Genomic DNA, 17,462 nt, shown 5'->3' on the forward strand with positions numbered 1-17,462 from the left:
GCGATTCAGCATAGGATCGGCGCGGGCAGGCGGCGACGTCTACTCGCGATCAAGCACAGGGTCGTCCCCAGCATCGTTGGATCCAATGGCGATGACGGCACTCGTCGTCTACTCTAGAGCCTGTTCACGCTGATTCCAGGCGTGCGCTGGCTACCAGAAGGGCCGAGCGCTAGGGAAGCGCAACGCATTCCACGCTCGCGCGAATCCGCGACGGCACTTCGCGCGTATAAGTCTTAACGCGGGGATGACCCGCGTCGGCAATCCGCTCATTTCCGCCACTCACGGACACGGCGCGCGCGGCTCGACCCCGTACGCCACAGGAGCAGTGCGATGGAAACCTCGCAGACTCGGGATCCGCCTCACCTATTACGGCCGCGCGCGGTTCAGGTGATTCATCCGCTTTGGGTACGCATTGGCCATTGGCTCAATGCGCTAGCGGCGATCGTGATGATGCTGTCCGGGTGGCAAATCTATGACGCATCGCCGGTCTTCCCCCGGTTCATGTTCCCGATGTCGATTACGCTCGGCGGCTGGTTGGCCGGGGCACTGCAATGGCACTTCGCAGCGATGTGGCTGCTGCTCGCCAACGGCATCGTGTACCTCGTATTGAGTGTCGCGACGGGGCGGTTGTTCTCCAAGTTTTTCCCGTTCTCTCCGCGCGCGGTCTGGCGCGACCTTCGTCGGGCGCTGACGGGCGAGCTGTCGCATGCCGATCTGTCGCACTACAACGCCGTGCAGAAACTCGCGTACGTCGCCGTGATACTCGATCTCGTCGTGCTCATCCTCTCAGGGCTGGCGATATGGAAGTCCGTTCAGTTTCCGGTGTTGCGCGAACTGATGGGCGGCTACGATTCCGCTCGCGTCGTTCATTTCTGTGCGATGGCGTTTCTTGCGGCTTTCCTCATCGTTCATCTGGTCATGGTCGCGCTCGTACCGCGCTCGCTTATCGCCATGTTGCGAGGCCGATAGCCGGCCGCCGCGCGCCGGTGGTCGTGATGAATGGGTTCGGAATAGGGGAAATCGATGGCACCGCAAAGAATCAGGACGCGTCGCATCATTGAACCGGCCTTGCTTGATACCGCGACGATTCTCGCCGACGCGCGCCGCGAGTTGGCCCTGCCCGCACGCCGCGCGTTCGGAAAACGCATGTTGACGCTGGGCGGCTTGCTGATGTTGACAGGTTGTTCGCTCAGCGATGACAAATCCGTCGATACGTTTCTGCGAAGCGTGTCGCGCATGAACGATCGCGTCCAGGCTTGGCTGTTCGATCCGCATCGGCTTGCGCCCACTTACAGCGAAGCGGAGCTGACGCGGCCATTTCCATTCAATGCCTACTACGGCATCGAGGATGTGCCCGAAGTTGACGCTTCGGGCTATGAATTGAAATTGAGCGGCCTCGTGACGGGCAAGCGCGTCTGGACACTGCCGGAACTCTATGCGTTGCCCCATTCGGAGCAAATCACGCGGCATATCTGCGTTGAGGGATGGAGCGCTATCGGACGCTGGGGCGGCACGCCGTTCGCGGATTTTCTGCATCGAATCGGGGCGGACACGAGTGCCAGGTACGTGGGCTTCAAGTGCGCCGACGATTATTACGAAAGCATCGACATGCCGACCGCGCTCCATCCGCAGACACTGCTTGCTTTTCAATACGACGGCAAGACGCTCCCGCCCAAATACGGTTTCCCGATGAAGCTGCGTATGCCGACGAAGCTCGGCTACAAGAATCCGAAGCACATCATGGAAATCTTCGTGACGAACACGTACCCGGGCGGCTACTGGAGCGACCAAGGCTATAACTGGTTCGGCGGCTCGTGATGCATGGCATGGCCCGAGCCAGACCGATCCACCGGCGGGGCCCCGATCGATACCCGGGGAATCGGGGAAGGTATCGTGCTTGCGTGATTGCCGTAGCGGGACAAGGCGCCAGCGTGGCAACGCGTCCATTCAGTTCAATCGTTAGATCGTCGAGATCGTTAAGGAGCATTACATGAGTAAGCTTGCAACCGCGGCGCTCGTCGCCGTGCTTAGCCTGGGTATCTCGAACGCCTTCGCTCAGGAGGCGAGCGGGACGATGTCGCAAACCGACATGGCGAGCGGCACGATGGCGAAGCATCCTATGTCCAAGGGAAAGATGAAGCACCACAAGCAAAGCAAGGAAGGCGGCTCGATGGGCATGAAGCCGGAAGCGTCCGGCTCGATGGGCATGCAGCACGAAGCGTCCGGCTCGATGGGGCAGTGACGCCGCACCATTCCTGCTGACATTGCCGCAAGTCTCGCCGGCCAGGCGGCGGCTTGCGGCTGCAACTTCTTCTGGAGGTGTGCGATGTAGCACGTGCCTACTACGGCTGATAGACTGCTCTGTCCGTAACATGGCATAGCTTCGCCGCAGGGGCGGCGACGAACATCATCGGCCGCATCGAATAGAACAAGGAATGGATATGTTGATCCTGCAGAACGCGCGCATCCTCGACATCGATCACGAACAGGATACCGGCCGATACTCCGTCGTCGTGGAAGATGATTCGATTCGCCAGGTGACGCGCGAACCGGTGTCGATCGAGGGCGCTCAAGTGATCGACGTCGGGGGGCGGACGGTCATGCCGGGCATGATCGACTGTCACGTGCACGTCGTGGCGTCGGTGCCGCATCTCGGGGTCAACGGCCGCTTGCCCAACACACTCGCGGTGCTGCGCGCGGTGCCCATTCTCAGCGGCATGCTCAATCGGGGATTTACCACCGTGCGCGACGCCGGTGGCGCCGATTACGCGCTTTCACGTGCCATCGAGGAGCGTACGATTGCCGGCCCGCGCTTGTTCGTTTCGGGGAAGGCACTCTCGCAAACGGGCGGGCATGGCGATTTCCGCGAGCGCTTCGATCACTCCGACCCGGATCCGTGCGGCTGCCACCGCAATTTCGGCGCGATCAGCCGCGTCGTCGATGGTGTCGATGAGGTGCGTAAGGCCGTGCGCGAGGAGATGCGCGCCGGTGCCCACCAGATCAAGATGATGGCGTCGGGCGGTGTTGCCTCGCCGACGGATCCGATCGGCAATCTGCAGTTTTCCGTTGACGAAGTCAAAGCCATCGTCGAGGAGGCCGTCTCGCATCAAACGTATGTGATGGGGCACGCCTATACGGGCAAAGCCATCACTCGCATCGTCAAGCTGGGTGTGCGGACGATCGAGCACGGCAATCTGATCGACGAAGAAGCCGCGGACGTGATGGCCGAATACGGTGCTTTCGCGGTGCCGACGCTCGCTACGTACGACGCGATGAATAAGGTCGGGGCCCAAACCGGCGTGCCGGAAGGCATGCGGGCGAAAAACGAGGTGGTTCGCGTGCAGGGTTTGAAAGCACTGGAATTGCTGAAACGACGCGGCGTGAAGATGGGCCTGGGCTCCGATCTGCTGGGTGACATGCATTCGTTCCAGAGCGACGAACTATCGATCCGAGCCGGCATTCTGGGCGCCTTCGAAGTCATCTGTCAGGCGACGGCGGTCGGGGCGGAGATCGTCGGCATGCAAGGGCGCCTTGGCGTGGTCAGTCCGGGCGCATTGGCTGATCTGTTGATCGTCGATGGCGATCCCCTGAAAGACATCAGCGTGCTCACCGGCCAAGGCGAACGTATCGCCGGGATCATGAAAGGGGGCGAGTGGGTCCGTCGATCGTTCGAATAGGAATCTGCGCCATCGATTATCAGGAAATCCTGATGCCGATAACCCGAAGAACAAAAAGCTCGACTTCTCCCATTTTCGTTCTATAGTATGACCATTCGTCCTTCGCTTGCCTGCCGGAGGGGCCCGCGTTGGACGGATGTTCCACCCGTGCCGCAGTTCGTTGAACGAAAACAATATCGGAGATATCGATGAGCGAAATGATTTCGGCTGGCGTTCAAGCACAAACAGAAATCCCCCAGGGCCAGCGGCCCGGTTGATGCCGCGGCGTCGGCGATCTAGCGCGCCGCCGCGTTCAACATTCCCACTTTCATTCCGTCTTTTCTCGCTGAAACTGGCATCTGACTGATCTCCTTACCCGGAGAGGCAGTGTGTTTTCCACTTTTTGTGCGGAAACGGAGATGTCCGGCAAAGCAGCGTTTTGCTTCGATAGGCTGGACCCGGCCTAGGCGTTGTTGCGGCCTTCGTCATCGTGAAGTGCCGCTGTCGCCGGCAGTGCAAGAGGATCGATTTTCAGTCGATCCTCATCGAAAGCAATGCGCGAATAGGGCTTCGCGGCGGAATGATCGATCCCTAATGTATCGATATAGTCATACTAGTTATGAACTTGCAACAGGGGAAATTCGACATGAAGCATGGATCGTTACTTCGCCGCCTCTGGGTGGCGCTCGCTGTTGGATTCGCTTTGCTGTTGATCGGCCCGACCGCTTCGATGGCGGCCAGCCTGCCTTGCGACATTTACGCAAGCGGAGGAACGGCTTGCGTCGCTGCGCACAGCACCACGCGGGCATTGTTTGCCAACTACAACGGCCCGCTCTACCAGGTCAAGCGCGCGTCCGATAGCCAGACGAAGGACATCGGCGTGCAAGCCACGGGCGGCTATGCCAAGGCAAGCGATCAGGATGCGTTCTGCGCCGGAACGACCTGCATCATCTCGGTCATCTACGACCAAACCTCCAACCACAACAACCTGACCATCGAGCCCGCAGGCGGCAACGGCGGCGCCGACAACGGAGTGCCGGCCGATGCGCTGCCGGTCACGGCGGGCGGCGTCAAAGTCTATGGGGCATCGTTCTCCGGCGTGATGGGCTACCGCAATGTGTCCACGATCGGTGTGGCACGGGGCGGAAACCCGGAGGGAATGTATATGGTCACGTCCGGGACCCACTACAACAGCGCGTGCTGCTTCGATTACGGCAACGCCGAAACATCGATCACGGACACCGGCAATGGGCACATGGACGCGATCAACTTCGGCAATGAATGCTGGTTCTCGCCTTGCAGCGGGAGCGGCCCTTGGGTGCAGGCCGACCTCGAAAACGGGCTGTTCGAATCGGGCGCCGGGCCGAGCCAGGACTCGGCCAATACGGGCAACCCTGAACCGTATGTGACGGCGATGTTGAAGAACGATGGCCAGAAGACCTTTGCGCTCAAATACGGCAATGCGCAGAGCGGGCCGCTGACGACGAGCTACTCGGGAGCGCTGCCGACGAACGGCTATCAGCCGATGCACCTGGAAGGATCGATCGTGCTCGGCACGGGCGGCGACAACAGCAACGGATCGATCGGCTCGTTCTTCGAAGGCGTGATGACGGCCGGGGTGCCGAGCGATGCGGTCGATAATGCCGTGCAGGCCAATATCGTCAGCGTGGGGTACGGCGGCCGCACGGCTGTCTCCGGAACGCTCGCTCAAGATTCGACGATTTCCTTGAACGCGACGACGCCTTGCTGTACGACACGGTACATCAGCCAACAAACCGGAGCGACGGCGCAAAGCGGTACCGTGGTCACCGCGGTGATCTCGAGCTCAAGTTCAACTTCGGCCCAGCAGGATTCGACCTGGATCTTGCGAGCGGGGCTGGCGGATTCGAGCTGCTACTCGTTCGAATCGCGTGACTACCCGGGCGAGTTCATGCGCCATTTCAACTATCACGTGTATCGGCAGCCGATGGACGGGACGCAGCAATTCCGCGAGGACGCGACGTTCTGTGCCGAAGCCGGAAAGGATGGACAAGGCACGTCGTTCCGTTCGTACAACTACCCGACTCGATACCTTCGCCACTACAACAACACGCTCTACATCAGCAGCAATGGCGGCCCGAACGATTTCGATTCGGCGAATCTGTGGACGTACGATGTGAGCTGGCTCGTGACAGCCCCTTGGGCGCCTTGAGGCCGGTTGGCTGAATCTATCGCTTGACTCTGAATCCATAGCATGACTCGATAAGCGAGAGCAGCGTTTCGCTCTCGCTTCCTTCTGCCGCTGCACGTCACGGCATCCCACCGTTTCGTTCTCGTCCCCTCGTTTTCGCTCTCCACCCCGCCCGTTGCTCCGCTACTTTCCGACAATCCCCCTGCAGCACTTCATTAACTGACGTCGAATCGATTCTCCCCTCCGGAAAGCCGCGAGCCGCCCCAACGCGCAAACGTTTTCGTGTTTTGTCGCACGGCGATTCGCTTCCTTATCGTTAAAAGGAATGTTCATGCTGAAAAAGCTCCATCATGCTGCCTACCGATGTAAAGACGCTGCCGAAACTGTTGACTTTTACGCCAATGGCGTTGGGATGAAATTCGCGGCGACGATGATTAACCATATCCCGTCGACAGGGCTCAAGGCCGTTAATAACAACGTCTTCTTCGAAATGGAAGACGGTAGCTATATCTGCTTTTTTGAAATTCTCGGCAGCCAGGAGCCCGTGCTGCCGGTTGAAAACGATTGGGCACAGCACCTCGCGCTCGAGGTGGAGGACGAAACGCGCGCGCAAGCCATCTGCGAGCGGCTGCGAGCACGCGGCGTGGCGGTCGAGGGGCCGGTCGTGCACGGCGAACTCGCCACCTCCTGGTATTTCAACGATCCGAGCGGGCACCGGCTCGAGTTGATCGTCAAACCTCGCGTGCCCGCTACCGCGCTCTGGGAGCGATTCGCGGCTACCGCGCACGACGATCTGGCCCGATGGGCCGAACTTAAAAAAACCGCGGTCTGATCTGGTCGATCATTCGCCCGGCCGGCCGGATGTTTCGGCGGGCATTCCGTTGCAAGAACCTGGAGAGAGGTCGAGCACCATGGAAACGAATTACTGGCGCTATTTGAAAACAGAAGAGTTATTGGCGCTTCAAACCGGACTGAATGAGGACGAATCCGGAGTCGGCAACGATGAGATGCTTTTTATCGTTGTCCATCAGATTTACGAGCTTTGGTTCAAGCTTATTCTGCGCGAACTCACGTTGGCACGCAATGCGCTGAACACCGCTTTGCCGCACGACCATCGTGTCGCGCCGGTGGTGCGATCGATTCGGCGAGCCATCGTCGTCTTTGAGCAGGCCAATCAGCATTTCCGGTTGATCGAAACGATGACGACGCGAGATTTTCTCGATTTTCGTGACGCACTCGTTCCCGCCAGCGGCTTTCAATCGGCGCAGATGCGCGAGATCGAAATTCTGTTGGGGCTCGAGGATCACGAGCGCATTTCGCTCGGCAAACGATGCTTCAGGGATGCCCTCAAGGAGGCGGACGGCACGCCATCGTCGGCGGATAGACGCGTTCAGGCGCGTATCGCCCAGGGGCCGAGCTTCAAGCATTGCCTCTACGAATGGCTGTCCCGTCTGCCGATCGCCGGAGCGTCGGAGGCCGCCTCGGTCGACGGCTTCATCGGCGACTATCTACGCGCCATCCGCGACGAGAACCGCAAGCGCTTGCGGACGTTCGTCGAACGCGGCGCTTCGCCCGACGGCGTCGAAAGCCTCAGAGCTCGCCTGCGGGCAGACGAATCGGATACCGAAGCCTATCTGCGCGCCGAGGACGACCCCGAAGCCGACGCCGCGACTCGCGCACAGCGTCGCGCGATCCGTGCGGCATTGCTCTACGTCGAAAGCTACCGGGAACGCGCCGAACTCGGATGGCCGCGCGAGCTCGTGGAAGCGGTGCTCGATTTCGAGCAAGCCTTCGTGATCTGGCGTCAGCGGCATGCGCGCATGGTCGAACGGATCATCGGCCGCCGCGTCGGCACCGGCGGCTCGAGCGGCGTCGACTACCTGGACGCAACCGCGCTGCGCTATCGCGTGTTCTCGGAGCTTTGGGCCATCCGTTCGCTGCTGCTGCGCAAAGCAGCCGTCCCGGCGCTCGATCCCGTCTTGGAGGATCGATGATGGCGCCTATTCGTGTTGTGATCGTCGGCGCCAGCATGGCCGGCCTGATGGCCGCGCTCGCGCTCGCGCGCCGCGGCGCCGAAGTCCAACTACTCGATCGCGACGATACGATGCCCCGCGTCGAGCTCGCACCGAACGGCGAAATCCCGCTCGAAGCGAGCTGGCGCAAAGGCGTGCCTCAGGCGCGTCACACGCATGCGCTTGCGGCACTCGGACGGCAGGTGTTGCGTTCGCGTGCCCCTGACGTGTGGCGAGCGCTGCTGGACGCGGGCGCGATCGAAATGCCGTTTGGCGGCACGCTCGGAGCCGGCTACGTCGTTCCGCGCGTCGACGACGATGCCTTGTTCGGCCTATCGAGCCGGCGCTCGCTGATCGAGGCGGTTGTGCGCCGTATCGTATGCGCGGAGCCGAATGTCACGCTGCGCGATGGGGTGGTCGCGACGGGCCTGCTTGCGCATGCGGCCCCTGGACGGTTGCCGGTCGTCGAAGGCGTGCGCACGTCGCATGGCGACGTGCGTGCGGACCTCACGATCGACGCGCTGGGACGTGCGTCACCGTTCGCAAAATGGCTTCAGGCGCTCGGAACGCCTGCACCGGAGGAAAGCGCGGAACAGTGCGGCCTCACGTATCTCACACGCTGGTACCGGCTCCGTCAGCGGCCGGCCGTGCAATTGACCGCGGGCTTTTCAGCCGGGGGTTATGCGGCGTCGAGCGGCTGCATCGCATGCCCTGCGGATCATGGCTATGTGTCGGTGACGATGATGATCCCGCACGGCGACGCCATGTTGCTGCCACTGTCCGATCCCTCGACGTTTACGGCGGCGGCGCATTTGCATCCGGGCCTGTCCGACTGGCTCGATATCGGGGCAGGCGAGCCGGTGTCGGACGTCATTCGGTGGCCCGGCTGCGAGAATCGCTTTCGACGTTTCGTCGTCGACGGCCGGCCCCTCGCACTCGGTTTGGTCGGCATTGGGGATTCGATCTGCGTGACCAACCCGGTCTATACCCGCGGGATGTCGCTTGCCGCGCGCCATGCGTTCGCGATCGCGGACCTGGTCGACACCGTGGGCCTGGGCGATCGCTATCGCCTCGCCATGGAGGCCGACTCGCTTGCGCAAGCGCTCTTGCGGCCCTGGTTCGACGACAGCGTTGCCCAGGATCGTGCGCGCATCGCGTTGTGGCGGGGCGACCCTCATCCGCCGGCAGGTAGCGGTTCGATCTCGCTCCAGCAGATTGCGGCCGCGGCGCGGCACGACATCGTGGTGTGGCATGCGCTTGCGCGGCGCGCCGGAATGCTCGACGAACCCGATGCGATTTTTGCGCGTGACGACTTGTTAGAGCGCGTGCGCCGCGCACTGTCCGCTTATTCTGCCTCGCCATCCTCGGGACCGACGAGGCAGGATTTGCTGCGGCTCGTCGAGGCAAGAAATGCCGAGACTTCGCCGTTCAAATCGCGTTCGAGCGCGACCGATTCCGCACCGAATGACGCATGCACTGAGCCGGCCTTCGACGTCACCGCTGCGCGACGGCGCTTTCTGCTCGATGAGAACATCACGTGCCTCAATCACGGCATGCTCGGCGCCTGTCCCATCGACGTGCTCGATCGACAGACCGAGTGGCGCACGCGAATCGAACGCCTGCCGTCGGCGTTCATTCTGCGCGAACTTCCCGCTCGGTTCGACGACGCGCGGCAGGCGCTCGCCGGATTCATCGGCGCGGATCCGGCGAACCTGGTGCTGCTGCCGAACGTGACGACGGCGTTGAGCGCGGTGCTGCGGTCATGGTCGTTCGATCCGGGCGATGAAATCTTGACGACCGACCACGCTTACTTGTCGTGCCGGAATCTGCTCGATTTCGTGGCTCGTCGAACAGGCGCGCGAATCGTGGTCGCGCGAATCCAGACACCCGTATCGCATTCGGATGCGATCGTCGATGCGGTGCTCGACCGGGTCACCGCGCGCACGCGACTCGCCGTTCTCGATCACGTGACGAGCCCGACCGCGATCGTGTTCCCGATCGCGACGCTCGTCGATCGACTCAACGACTTCGGAGTCGATACGCTCGTCGACGGCGCTCATGCGCCCGGGATGCTGCCGCTCGATGTCGAGGCGATCGGTGCCGCTTACTACGCGGGCAATTGCCACAAATGGCTTTGCAGCCCTCGCGGTGCCGGCTTTCTGCATGTTCGGCGCGATCGTGCCGACGGTCTGCATCCCCCGGTCATCAGCCGCGGCTACGGCGTATCCAGCACCGATCGCCCGAGGCTGCATCTCGAGTTCGACTGGCTTGGCACGGCGGACCCGACGCCGCTGATATGCATTCCCGACGCGATCCGCTTTCTCCGGGAGCGACTGCCCGGTGGCTTCCCGGCGCTCTTCGCGCGCAATCGCGAACTCGCGATCGACGCTGCAGGCGTGTTGGAACGTGCGCTCCCGCTCGTGCGGCTCGCGCCGGATGCGATGGTTGGCAGCATGGTCGCATTTCAGCTGCCGGAGGTGTTCGCGTCTGGCTCGGGCGATGCGGCCGCCTCGCTGCAGCAACGGCTTTATGAGGTGCACGGCATCGACGTATCGGTCGCCTCCTGGCCGGACGCCCGGCGTCTCGCGCTGCGCATTTCCGCGCAGATCTACAACTCGATCGACGATTTTCGTCGGCTGGGCACCGTGCTTCGCGGCATGTTTGCCGATGCGCGAAACATCGGTGTGGCCAACGACGCTCACTCAAGGAATATTCAATGTTGAATACGAACCCTACAGCCGCGCGGCGCGTGCTGTTGACCGGCGGCAACGGCGGGATCGGCATCGAACTGATTCGCGTCTTCGCCGAGGCGCACTACCACGTGACCTTTACCTACCGTCCCGACGAAGAGAGCCGGCGCCGAGCGCTCGATCTGATCGAGCGATTCGATAGTCGCCGGATCGACGCGTTGCCGCTCGATGTCGGCAACCGGGCCAGTCACTCGCAACTGGTCGAGCGTCTGTCCGAGCCCGTCGACGTCATCATTCACAACGCGGGCGTTGGCACGAAGACAGTGGAGCGGGTCGCGTCGAGTCCCAAGGCCCAGGACGAAGTCTTCTTTCGCGTGAATGCGCTCGGGCCGCTGTGGTTGACCGACGATCTATTGCCCAGCATGAACAAGCGCGGTAGCGGAAAGATTGTCTTCGTGAGTTCGGTCGATGGCGGTATCACGCATTTTCCGCGCTTTCGCGCGGCGGATGGAATGAGCAAGGCCGCCGTCGCGTTTCTCGGGCGGCAACTCGCGGCATCGCTCGCGCACACCGGCATCGATGTGTTCACCGTTTGTCCGGGCGCGACCGATACGCCGATGTTTCAAGCCAGCACGCTGCGCGATTTGACGCCTGAGCAGCGGCGAACGCTTGAATCGTCGCTGCCCGGCGGCCGCCTCATCGAAGCCCGTGAGATCGCCGATCTTTGTCTTTATCTGTGTCGCGACGAAGCGCGCATTTTGCGCGGCGCCGTCATCGACGCATCGCTGGGTTTGGGCGTGTGCCCGACCATCTTGAGCTAAGGAGCCCTTCATGCCTGTCCCATCCAATCGTTTCTGGGAGCAATGGCTCGTCGCGCATCGCGCGAAACCCGAGGCCTGCGTGACGTTTTCACTGTCTCCCTCGCCGTCGTTGAAGGAGTACATCGACGAACTCGATCCGGGCATGTCCCTCGATTGGTCGAGCGAAGACTACCAGGGCGCACGCGGGCTGCGCCGTCAGGTGCTCGACCGCTACGGGTACCGTCCCGTGTGCGACGTCGACGACGTCCTGATCACCGCGGGGGCCCAGGAGGCGAACTATCTGGCATTGACTCAATTGCTTCGCTCGGGCGACGAACTCGTGATCGACGCGCCGGGCTGGCAGCAGCCGATCGTTCTTGCCGAGCAGATCGGCGCAACGGTGAAGTACGTGCCGCGCATTGAGGCGCGCGGGTGGGCGCTCGATCTCGATCGGCTCGAAGCACTTGTCACGCCGAAGACGAAGGTCGTTTTCATTTGCAATCCGAACAATCCGACGGGGCGGGTCGAGGACGAACAGACACTGCGTGCGGTGATCGGCATCGCTGAGCGCGTCGGTGCGCACGTGGTGTCGGACGAGGTCTATCGCGGCCTCGAGTGGGAGGGGCCGCCAACGCCGCGCGTGGCGACGATGTATGAGCGCGGAGTCAGTACCGGCAGTGTTTCCAAGCTACTTGGCTTGCAAGGGCTGCGCACGGGCTGGATGGTCACGCGCGACCGCAAGCTGATCGCCGACGCGATGGTATTGCGCGAGAACACCAGTGAGATCATGAACATCATGGGCGAGCGGATCGCCGAGATCGCGTTGCGTTCCGATCGATTCGCCGCCGCGGTCGAACGCTCGCGGTTGATCGGGCATGCGCGAATCGAACGGCTCGACAGGTTCGTCGCCGATCAGCCGGCATTGAGCTGGCATCGACCGGTGGCAGGCCTGCTGGGACTCGCCTACCTGGATCGGCCGATCACGGCTGAGGCGTTTGCTCAGAGGCTGCTTGCGCCGCCGTACAACACGTTCGTGATGGCCGGCGATGCCTATGCTTGCCCGCGGCATCTGCGGCTTGGGGCGGGCGGGGTGTCGCACGAGGAGCTCGAATTGGGGCTCTCGCGTATGGCGCAATTGCTCGCAAGCTAACGGGCCGGGATGACGGCCACGGATCGGTGAATCGATCTCGCAAAAAACGCCTGGCCGAGTACGAATATCAGCCAGGCGAAACCGCCGGTGACCGGCGGCGGAGGTAGGGATGCGAATACGGCCCGCCTAGGTTTGAACACTTAGGCGAGCCGGATTCGCTACTTCGAAGCGATTTCGCGTCGCCGGGCGGCGCGGCTGGCGCGCGCGGCTCGACGACGTTTATCGCGGTACCGCTTAGATGCCGAAGAAGATCGGCTTCACGCCGTCAGCTTTCGTGGACGCGCCCGCAGCGGACGAACCGGCTTGCACGCCACCGACATCTTGATTGTTGCCGTTTTGCGCCTTGACGCGGGCTTGTGCGAGTTGGGCGTCTTCCGGATAGTACGGATCGTTGCTGAAGTTCGTACGGCCACCGGCTTGCTGGAATTGAATCAGTTCGGCCTTGACTTGAGCACGCGTCACAGGGGCGTTCGATTGAGCGAAAGCGGCCACAGGAGCGGCAAAGGCAGCGGCGATGACGACAGTTTGAATGAGCGATTTCATGATTACTACCTCCAAAAGTTATTGATCTACCTGCTGGTTGCATCGTGTTCGTTGCTGAACCGATGACTGCAGTGTAGTGATCGGAGGCCCTAGGGTTAATACCTAAGTTAGTAAATCATCGTTGCGAATTCGTTCATAATCGAAAGAGGGCGGCCGAGTGGGGACACGCCGGCAGGCCAGGCATCATTGCGGCGCAGCCCCTTGCGCGAGCCGTGCGAGCTGCTTGCGGCGCCAGTGGAGATAGAGCGCCGGTATGAGATTCGTGCTGCGTACGGCACTCCAAAGCAAGCCACCGAGGATGACGACAGCGAGTCCTTGTTCCGGCGCGGCACCTTGGCCGAGCCCGAGCGCGGTGGGCAGCATGCCGAGCATCGCCGTGACGGCGGTCAATACAATGGGCCGAAAGCGTACGCGGATCCCTTCGCGCACGGCCTGCTCCACCGGCATACCCGCCGCTTCGTTGTGCCTGACGCGGTCGAGCAGCACAATGCTGTGGCGCAGGCCGATGCCGATCAGCGTGAGAAAACCGATCATCCCCGTCGCGTTCAGGCCGACGCCGCTGATCACGAGCGCGATCGTGCCGCCCGTCAGCGCGAGCGGGATTTCCAGCAGCAGGAGGGCCGGAATCAGCAGGCCATCGAATTGCAGCAGCAGAATGCCGATCATGATCGCGAACGCGGTGAGCGTCGCGATGACGAGGCCAAGCGCCGCGCGTTCCAGCTGAGCGGCCAACCCGCCGAATTCGATGCGATAGCCCGGAGGGAAATGCAGCCCGGCCAATGCTTGTCTCGCCGCCGCGTCCGTGCTGCCGAGTGGCCCATTCGGCGTGGCGAGGATATCGAGTGTGCGCGCGCCGGCAACGTGCCGCATTTGATTAGGGGTACTCACGAGTGTCAAATGCGCGAGTTGCGACAACGGTGTCCAACCGGCCGGCGTATGGATCGGGAGGGCTTCGAGTTCGCCGAGGCTGCGCTGTGAGGCATCCGCCAGACGAAGATAGAGATCGAGCGGTACATTGCCTTCAGGCACGCGCGTGACCACTTCGCCGTTGATGAGTGCGTTCAGCTGCGCGTAGAGCGCAGCCGGCGTCATTTGACGGGCGCCCAGCGCTTGCGGATCCGGTTCGATCTGCAACTGAGTGACCGGATAGCCGTCGTTGGCGAATACGTCGCTGAGCGCCGAGATGCGGCGCAATCGGGCCGCGATTTCCTGCGAAAGCGCACGCAGCTGTGCGACGCTGCTGCCGAAGACATGGATCACGAACGGTTGCGGCAAACCCGACAAGCTTTCGCCGACGCGTTCGATCGTGGGCGTATCCACCGCCACCTGCACGCCGGGTAGCCGCGATGCCTGCTGAATGCGCTCGCCGATCGCATCGAGCGCGTTGACGCTGACGCCCGGTTTGAGGACGACTTCGATCTCTCCTGCGTACGCGGGCTCGGTGTAGGACGTCGATGACGACGATCCGATCCGCGCGTAGACATGCGCGACGGCATGGTCTTGTAGGAGACGGTGCGTGATCGTGCCGACGGCTTCGCGCGTATCGAGCAGCGAGCTGCCGGGCGGCAGCGTGAACGATTCGAGCAGGACCCCTTCGTTGGGCAGCGGCAGAAAGTTGACCGGCACCAGTACGAGCCCCGCCAGGCTAAGAAGCAGCACGGCGAAGGTGATCGCCAGACTCGTGCGCGGGGCGCGCGACACCCAATCGAACAGACGCTCGTTCCATGCTTGCAGCCGTTGCAAGACGCGATGCCCGCTGCTCGTGCCCAAAGCGGGCCGCGCATTCATCAAGCCGAGACCGAGCGGCGTCAACGTGAGAGAAACGAGCAGCGACGCGAGCAGCGCGAGAATCATGGCGAGCGAGAACGGAATGAAGAACAGCCCGACCAACCCGCCGACGAACAGCAGCGGCACATAAATCGCGACGTTCGTGAGCGTGCCCGTGACATCGGGGATCGCAATCGCCTTCAGTCCATTCCAGACACCGGCCCAATGTGCATCGCCGCTTTCCCAACGGTGGTAGATGCTCTCCAGCACGATGATGGCATCGTCGGCCAGCAGGCCGACCGCGACCGTCAATGCGCCCAGCGTCATCAGATTCAAATCTTGTCCGAGCGCGTGCAGCGCGGCGATGCCGAGGGCAAGCGAGAGCGGGATGCTGAGCGCGAGGATCGCAATGCCGCGGCCGGCACCGAGCACCCAGAACAGCACCAGCACGGCGAGCACCGCGCCGATCAGCAGATTGCGGCCCAAGTCGGCGCCCACGATCTGGACGAGGTGTCCCTGACTGTATGTCCTGACCCAAGTGACGCCAGATGGCAGTTGCGTCAGGCTGCCGTCGAGTGTCGCCTGAACGGCACGGGTCACGGCGAGGGTGGAGGCACCGGGTTGCTTGACCACGGTCAGTGCGACGCTCGGACGTCCGTCGAGCGCGACCGCATTGTGCGTCGGCTCGGCAGCGCGCACGACACGCGCGAGTGCGCTTAGCGGCACGGGGCCCTTCGAGGTGGCGATGGGGAGCTGTTCGAGTTGTGCGATATGCACGGGCAGGCTGCGCGCTTCGATCAGCACGTCGTTATGGCCCATCGATACGTACCCCGCCGGCTCGAGCAGCACTTGCGCCTTGACGGCGTCGGCGAGCGCCGTGACTGGCACGCCGTAGCGCTGCATCGCCCCGAGATCGGGTTGGATCCAAAGCGCTTCGTCGCCCGCGCCATACACCTGCACGAATTGCACGCCCGGGATGGCGCGTAGTGCCGGCACGATGTTGGCGCGCACGGAGCGTTGAACCTGAGCGGGTGCGATGTCCGCGGGAATCCGGGCGCTGTAATCGGCCACTTCGTTGACGGCATTGCCCATGATCTGGGCGACCGGATCGATTTGCGCGGGCAAGTCGGCCCGTGCGCGATCGATCGCCCCGTTGACCGCCTGGAGATCGATTTGCGCATCGCTGCCTTCGCGGAAGCGCACGTCGATCTCCACCGTGCCATTGCCCATCACCGAACGTACGCCGCCCAGATTCGTGAGCGTGAGCATCTGGCTCTCGAGCGGATTTACGACGAGCCGTTCGAGTTCGGTCGCGGTCGTGCCCGGCAGGTGCGCCGTTACGCTGATCTGCGGAAAATTGAATTGCGGCAGCACCTCCACCGGCGTGTGGACGAACGCATAGCCCGCGTAGAGCAGCACGGCGCCGAGCACCAGCATCCATAGCACCGGGCGTTGCAATACGCGCGGAATGGAAACATCGCGGTCCATATGTCAGTCGGGCGGTTGGTAGGAGCCGGCGATGCCTCGGTGATAATCGAGGAAGGCATCTTGAGCGACGACTTGTTCACCGGCCTTCAGTCCGGAGACGATGCGGGTCTGCCAACCCTGCGCCGGACCGGGAACGACGCGGCGCGGCTCGTCGCCCTTTTGCGTATGAACGAGCACCCACCATTCGCCGCGATCGAGAATCAACGCGGCCGTCGGCACCATGACATAAGACACCGGCGGGCCGTCGAGCGTGACGGTGCCCCATTGGCCGCTGACCCAATGGGCTTGCGATGAGGCGACCAGCCCGGCTTGCAGCGCGCCGTCCACGGGGGCGATGTTGATCACGCTGACCGGGACGGATGCTCCGCCGCCGGCCGGCGCAAAATGCCCTGTCATGCCGATATGAAGTGCCGAGGCGTCGGCGCCGTAGTACTTCGCGCGGACCCAAAGCGGGCCGCGAGGCTGGATCGTGAGCAGCGTGTCGCCGGCTCTGGCTTGCTCGCCGTTGGCCGCCTGCACAGCGATGACGGAGCCCGCGACCGGCGCTGTGATCACCTGCTGGCCGCGCGTTTCGGCCAATTGCACTTGTGCGGTTTGCTCCGCGGCGCGCGCGGCGGCGAGTTCGCTGGCTGCCGTATCGAGCGCTTGCTTCGTCGACAACTGCCGCGCCAGTTGATCGCGGGCAATCGCGAGCGCGCGGGTGGCTGCCTGAAGCCGTGCCTGAGCGCTTTGAAGCGCCGTTTCCCGCTGAGTCAGCAGGGTACGCATCTGCGGACCCTTCACGCGAGCGAGGACTTCGTTTGCCGCAACCGTGCTGCCGGGCAGCACGTGCAGATCGCTCAGCGTGCCGGCTTCGACGATGCGAACGTTCACAATCGAAGTCGGCTCGACCTGACCGTATGCCGTGTACTGCACGGGGAACGTTTGCTGTTGCGCGGCGACGGTGGGCGGCGACGTGGCACCTGTGCCATCCGCGTAGGCGGATTGGACGAATGCTAACTTGCCGATCATGAGCCAAGGTATCAACGCCCATGCCGCCGCGTGCGCGGCGGACGAAAGCGTCCGCTGTGACATGAATCTCCCCCCCCGCTTTGACGGCCGACGGTAGCATGACATACCTATCTTAAGGCTTCATGAGGCGAACTGGCCCGTGCCTTGCTTTGCAGATCGTTGTCGGGATCTTCCG

Annotated in this window: 13 protein-coding genes; 10 read left to right on the top strand and 3 right to left on the bottom strand. The window is 62.7% G+C overall.

Annotation, left to right across the window (positions count from 1 at the left end; all coding sequences use genetic code 11):
* Positions 1–330 precede the first annotated feature (330 nt).
* The 10 genes from ACTHL0_RS13625 to ACTHL0_RS13670 all read left to right on the top strand — a co-directional run bounded on the left by ACTHL0_RS13625 (position 331) and on the right by ACTHL0_RS13670 (position 12,478).
* A complete protein-coding gene (locus tag ACTHL0_RS13625) occupies positions 331–969 on the top strand; it encodes a cytochrome b/b6 domain-containing protein (RefSeq protein WP_440567278.1) in 639 nt (212 codons plus the stop codon).
* 99 nt (positions 970–1,068) lie between these two features.
* The gene (locus tag ACTHL0_RS13630; RefSeq protein WP_440567279.1) at positions 1,069–1,818 is read left to right on the top strand and encodes a molybdopterin-dependent oxidoreductase; all 750 of its coding nucleotides are present in this window, start codon (positions 1,069–1,071) and stop codon (positions 1,816–1,818) included.
* Positions 1,819–1,990: 172 nt separating this feature from the next.
* Positions 1,991–2,242: a hypothetical protein gene (locus ACTHL0_RS13635; protein ID WP_440567280.1), complete on the top strand. Its 252-nt coding sequence runs from the start codon at positions 1,991–1,993 to the stop codon at positions 2,240–2,242.
* Positions 2,243–2,441: 199 nt separating this feature from the next.
* Positions 2,442–3,677 carry an amidohydrolase family protein gene (locus tag ACTHL0_RS13640; protein ID WP_440567307.1) on the top strand — a complete coding sequence of 412 codons (1,236 nt, stop codon included), beginning with the start codon at positions 2,442–2,444 and terminating at the stop codon, positions 3,675–3,677.
* Between the two features lie 625 nt (positions 3,678–4,302).
* Positions 4,303–5,847: an alpha-L-arabinofuranosidase B gene (locus ACTHL0_RS13645; protein WP_440567281.1), complete on the top strand. Its 1,545-nt coding sequence runs from the start codon at positions 4,303–4,305 to the stop codon at positions 5,845–5,847.
* 310 nt (positions 5,848–6,157) lie between these two features.
* A complete protein-coding gene (locus tag ACTHL0_RS13650) occupies positions 6,158–6,658 on the top strand; it encodes a VOC family protein (RefSeq protein ID WP_440567282.1) in 501 nt (166 codons plus the stop codon).
* A 49-nt stretch (positions 6,659–6,707) separates the two neighbouring features.
* On the top strand, positions 6,708–7,820 hold the full coding sequence (locus ACTHL0_RS13655; protein ID WP_440567283.1) for a tryptophan 2,3-dioxygenase family protein: 1,113 nt from the start codon (positions 6,708–6,710) through the stop codon (positions 7,818–7,820).
* Positions 7,817–10,561 (top strand): aminotransferase class V-fold PLP-dependent enzyme, encoded by a 2,745-nt coding sequence (locus ACTHL0_RS13660; RefSeq protein ID WP_440567284.1) that lies wholly within the window; start codon positions 7,817–7,819, stop codon positions 10,559–10,561. Before ACTHL0_RS13655 ends, ACTHL0_RS13660 begins: the two co-directional genes overlap by 4 nt.
* Positions 10,555–11,349, top strand: a complete 795-nt coding sequence (locus ACTHL0_RS13665; protein ID WP_440567285.1) for an SDR family oxidoreductase — start codon at positions 10,555–10,557, stop codon at positions 11,347–11,349. The genes ACTHL0_RS13660 and ACTHL0_RS13665 overlap by 7 nt, the downstream gene beginning before the upstream one ends.
* A 10-nt stretch (positions 11,350–11,359) precedes the next feature.
* Entirely contained in the window at positions 11,360–12,478 is a 1,119-nt protein-coding gene (locus tag ACTHL0_RS13670; RefSeq protein WP_440567286.1) for an aminotransferase class I/II-fold pyridoxal phosphate-dependent enzyme, read from the top strand.
* Positions 12,479–12,712: 234 nt separating this feature from the next.
* Here ACTHL0_RS13670 and ACTHL0_RS13675 read toward each other — a convergent pair whose 3' ends face one another.
* From ACTHL0_RS13675 to ACTHL0_RS13685, 3 genes are all read right to left on the bottom strand, one after another.
* The gene (locus tag ACTHL0_RS13675) at positions 12,713–13,021 is read right to left on the bottom strand and encodes a DUF4148 domain-containing protein (protein WP_440567287.1); all 309 of its coding nucleotides are present in this window, start codon (positions 13,019–13,021) and stop codon (positions 12,713–12,715) included.
* Between the two features lie 183 nt (positions 13,022–13,204).
* Positions 13,205–16,276, bottom strand: coding sequence for an efflux RND transporter permease subunit (locus ACTHL0_RS13680; RefSeq protein ID WP_440567288.1), 3,072 nt, complete (start codon positions 16,274–16,276; stop codon positions 13,205–13,207).
* A gap of 3 nt (positions 16,277–16,279) precedes the next feature.
* Positions 16,280–17,350 (bottom strand): efflux RND transporter periplasmic adaptor subunit, encoded by a 1,071-nt coding sequence (locus tag ACTHL0_RS13685; protein WP_440567289.1) that lies wholly within the window; start codon positions 17,348–17,350, stop codon positions 16,280–16,282.
* Between the last annotated feature and the right edge of the window lie 112 nt (positions 17,351–17,462).

The organism is Trinickia sp., assembly GCF_051961175.1.
GTDB lineage: Bacteria > Pseudomonadota > Gammaproteobacteria > Burkholderiales > Burkholderiaceae > Trinickia.

Bases quoted from the DNA above. Each gene is read 5' to 3' on its own strand.
- ACTHL0_RS13685 (WP_440567289.1), bottom strand. From the start codon at position 17,350: ATGTCACAGCGGACGCTTTCGTCCGCCGCGCACGCGGCGGCATGGGCG.
- ACTHL0_RS13645 (WP_440567281.1), top strand. From the start codon at position 4,303: ATGAAGCATGGATCGTTACTTCGCCGCCTCTGGGTGGCGCTCGCTGTT.
- ACTHL0_RS13680 (WP_440567288.1), bottom strand. From the start codon at position 16,276: ATGGACCGCGATGTTTCCATTCCGCGCGTATTGCAACGCCCGGTGCTA.
- ACTHL0_RS13650 (WP_440567282.1), top strand. From the start codon at position 6,158: ATGCTGAAAAAGCTCCATCATGCTGCCTACCGATGTAAAGACGCTGCC.
- ACTHL0_RS13625 (WP_440567278.1), top strand. From the start codon at position 331: ATGGAAACCTCGCAGACTCGGGATCCGCCTCACCTATTACGGCCGCGC.
- ACTHL0_RS13670 (WP_440567286.1), top strand. From the start codon at position 11,360: ATGCCTGTCCCATCCAATCGTTTCTGGGAGCAATGGCTCGTCGCGCAT.
- ACTHL0_RS13660 (WP_440567284.1), top strand. From the start codon at position 7,817: ATGATGGCGCCTATTCGTGTTGTGATCGTCGGCGCCAGCATGGCCGGC.
- ACTHL0_RS13665 (WP_440567285.1), top strand. From the start codon at position 10,555: ATGTTGAATACGAACCCTACAGCCGCGCGGCGCGTGCTGTTGACCGGC.
- ACTHL0_RS13675 (WP_440567287.1), bottom strand. From the start codon at position 13,021: ATGAAATCGCTCATTCAAACTGTCGTCATCGCCGCTGCCTTTGCCGCT.
- ACTHL0_RS13640 (WP_440567307.1), top strand. From the start codon at position 2,442: ATGTTGATCCTGCAGAACGCGCGCATCCTCGACATCGATCACGAACAG.
- ACTHL0_RS13635 (WP_440567280.1), top strand. From the start codon at position 1,991: ATGAGTAAGCTTGCAACCGCGGCGCTCGTCGCCGTGCTTAGCCTGGGT.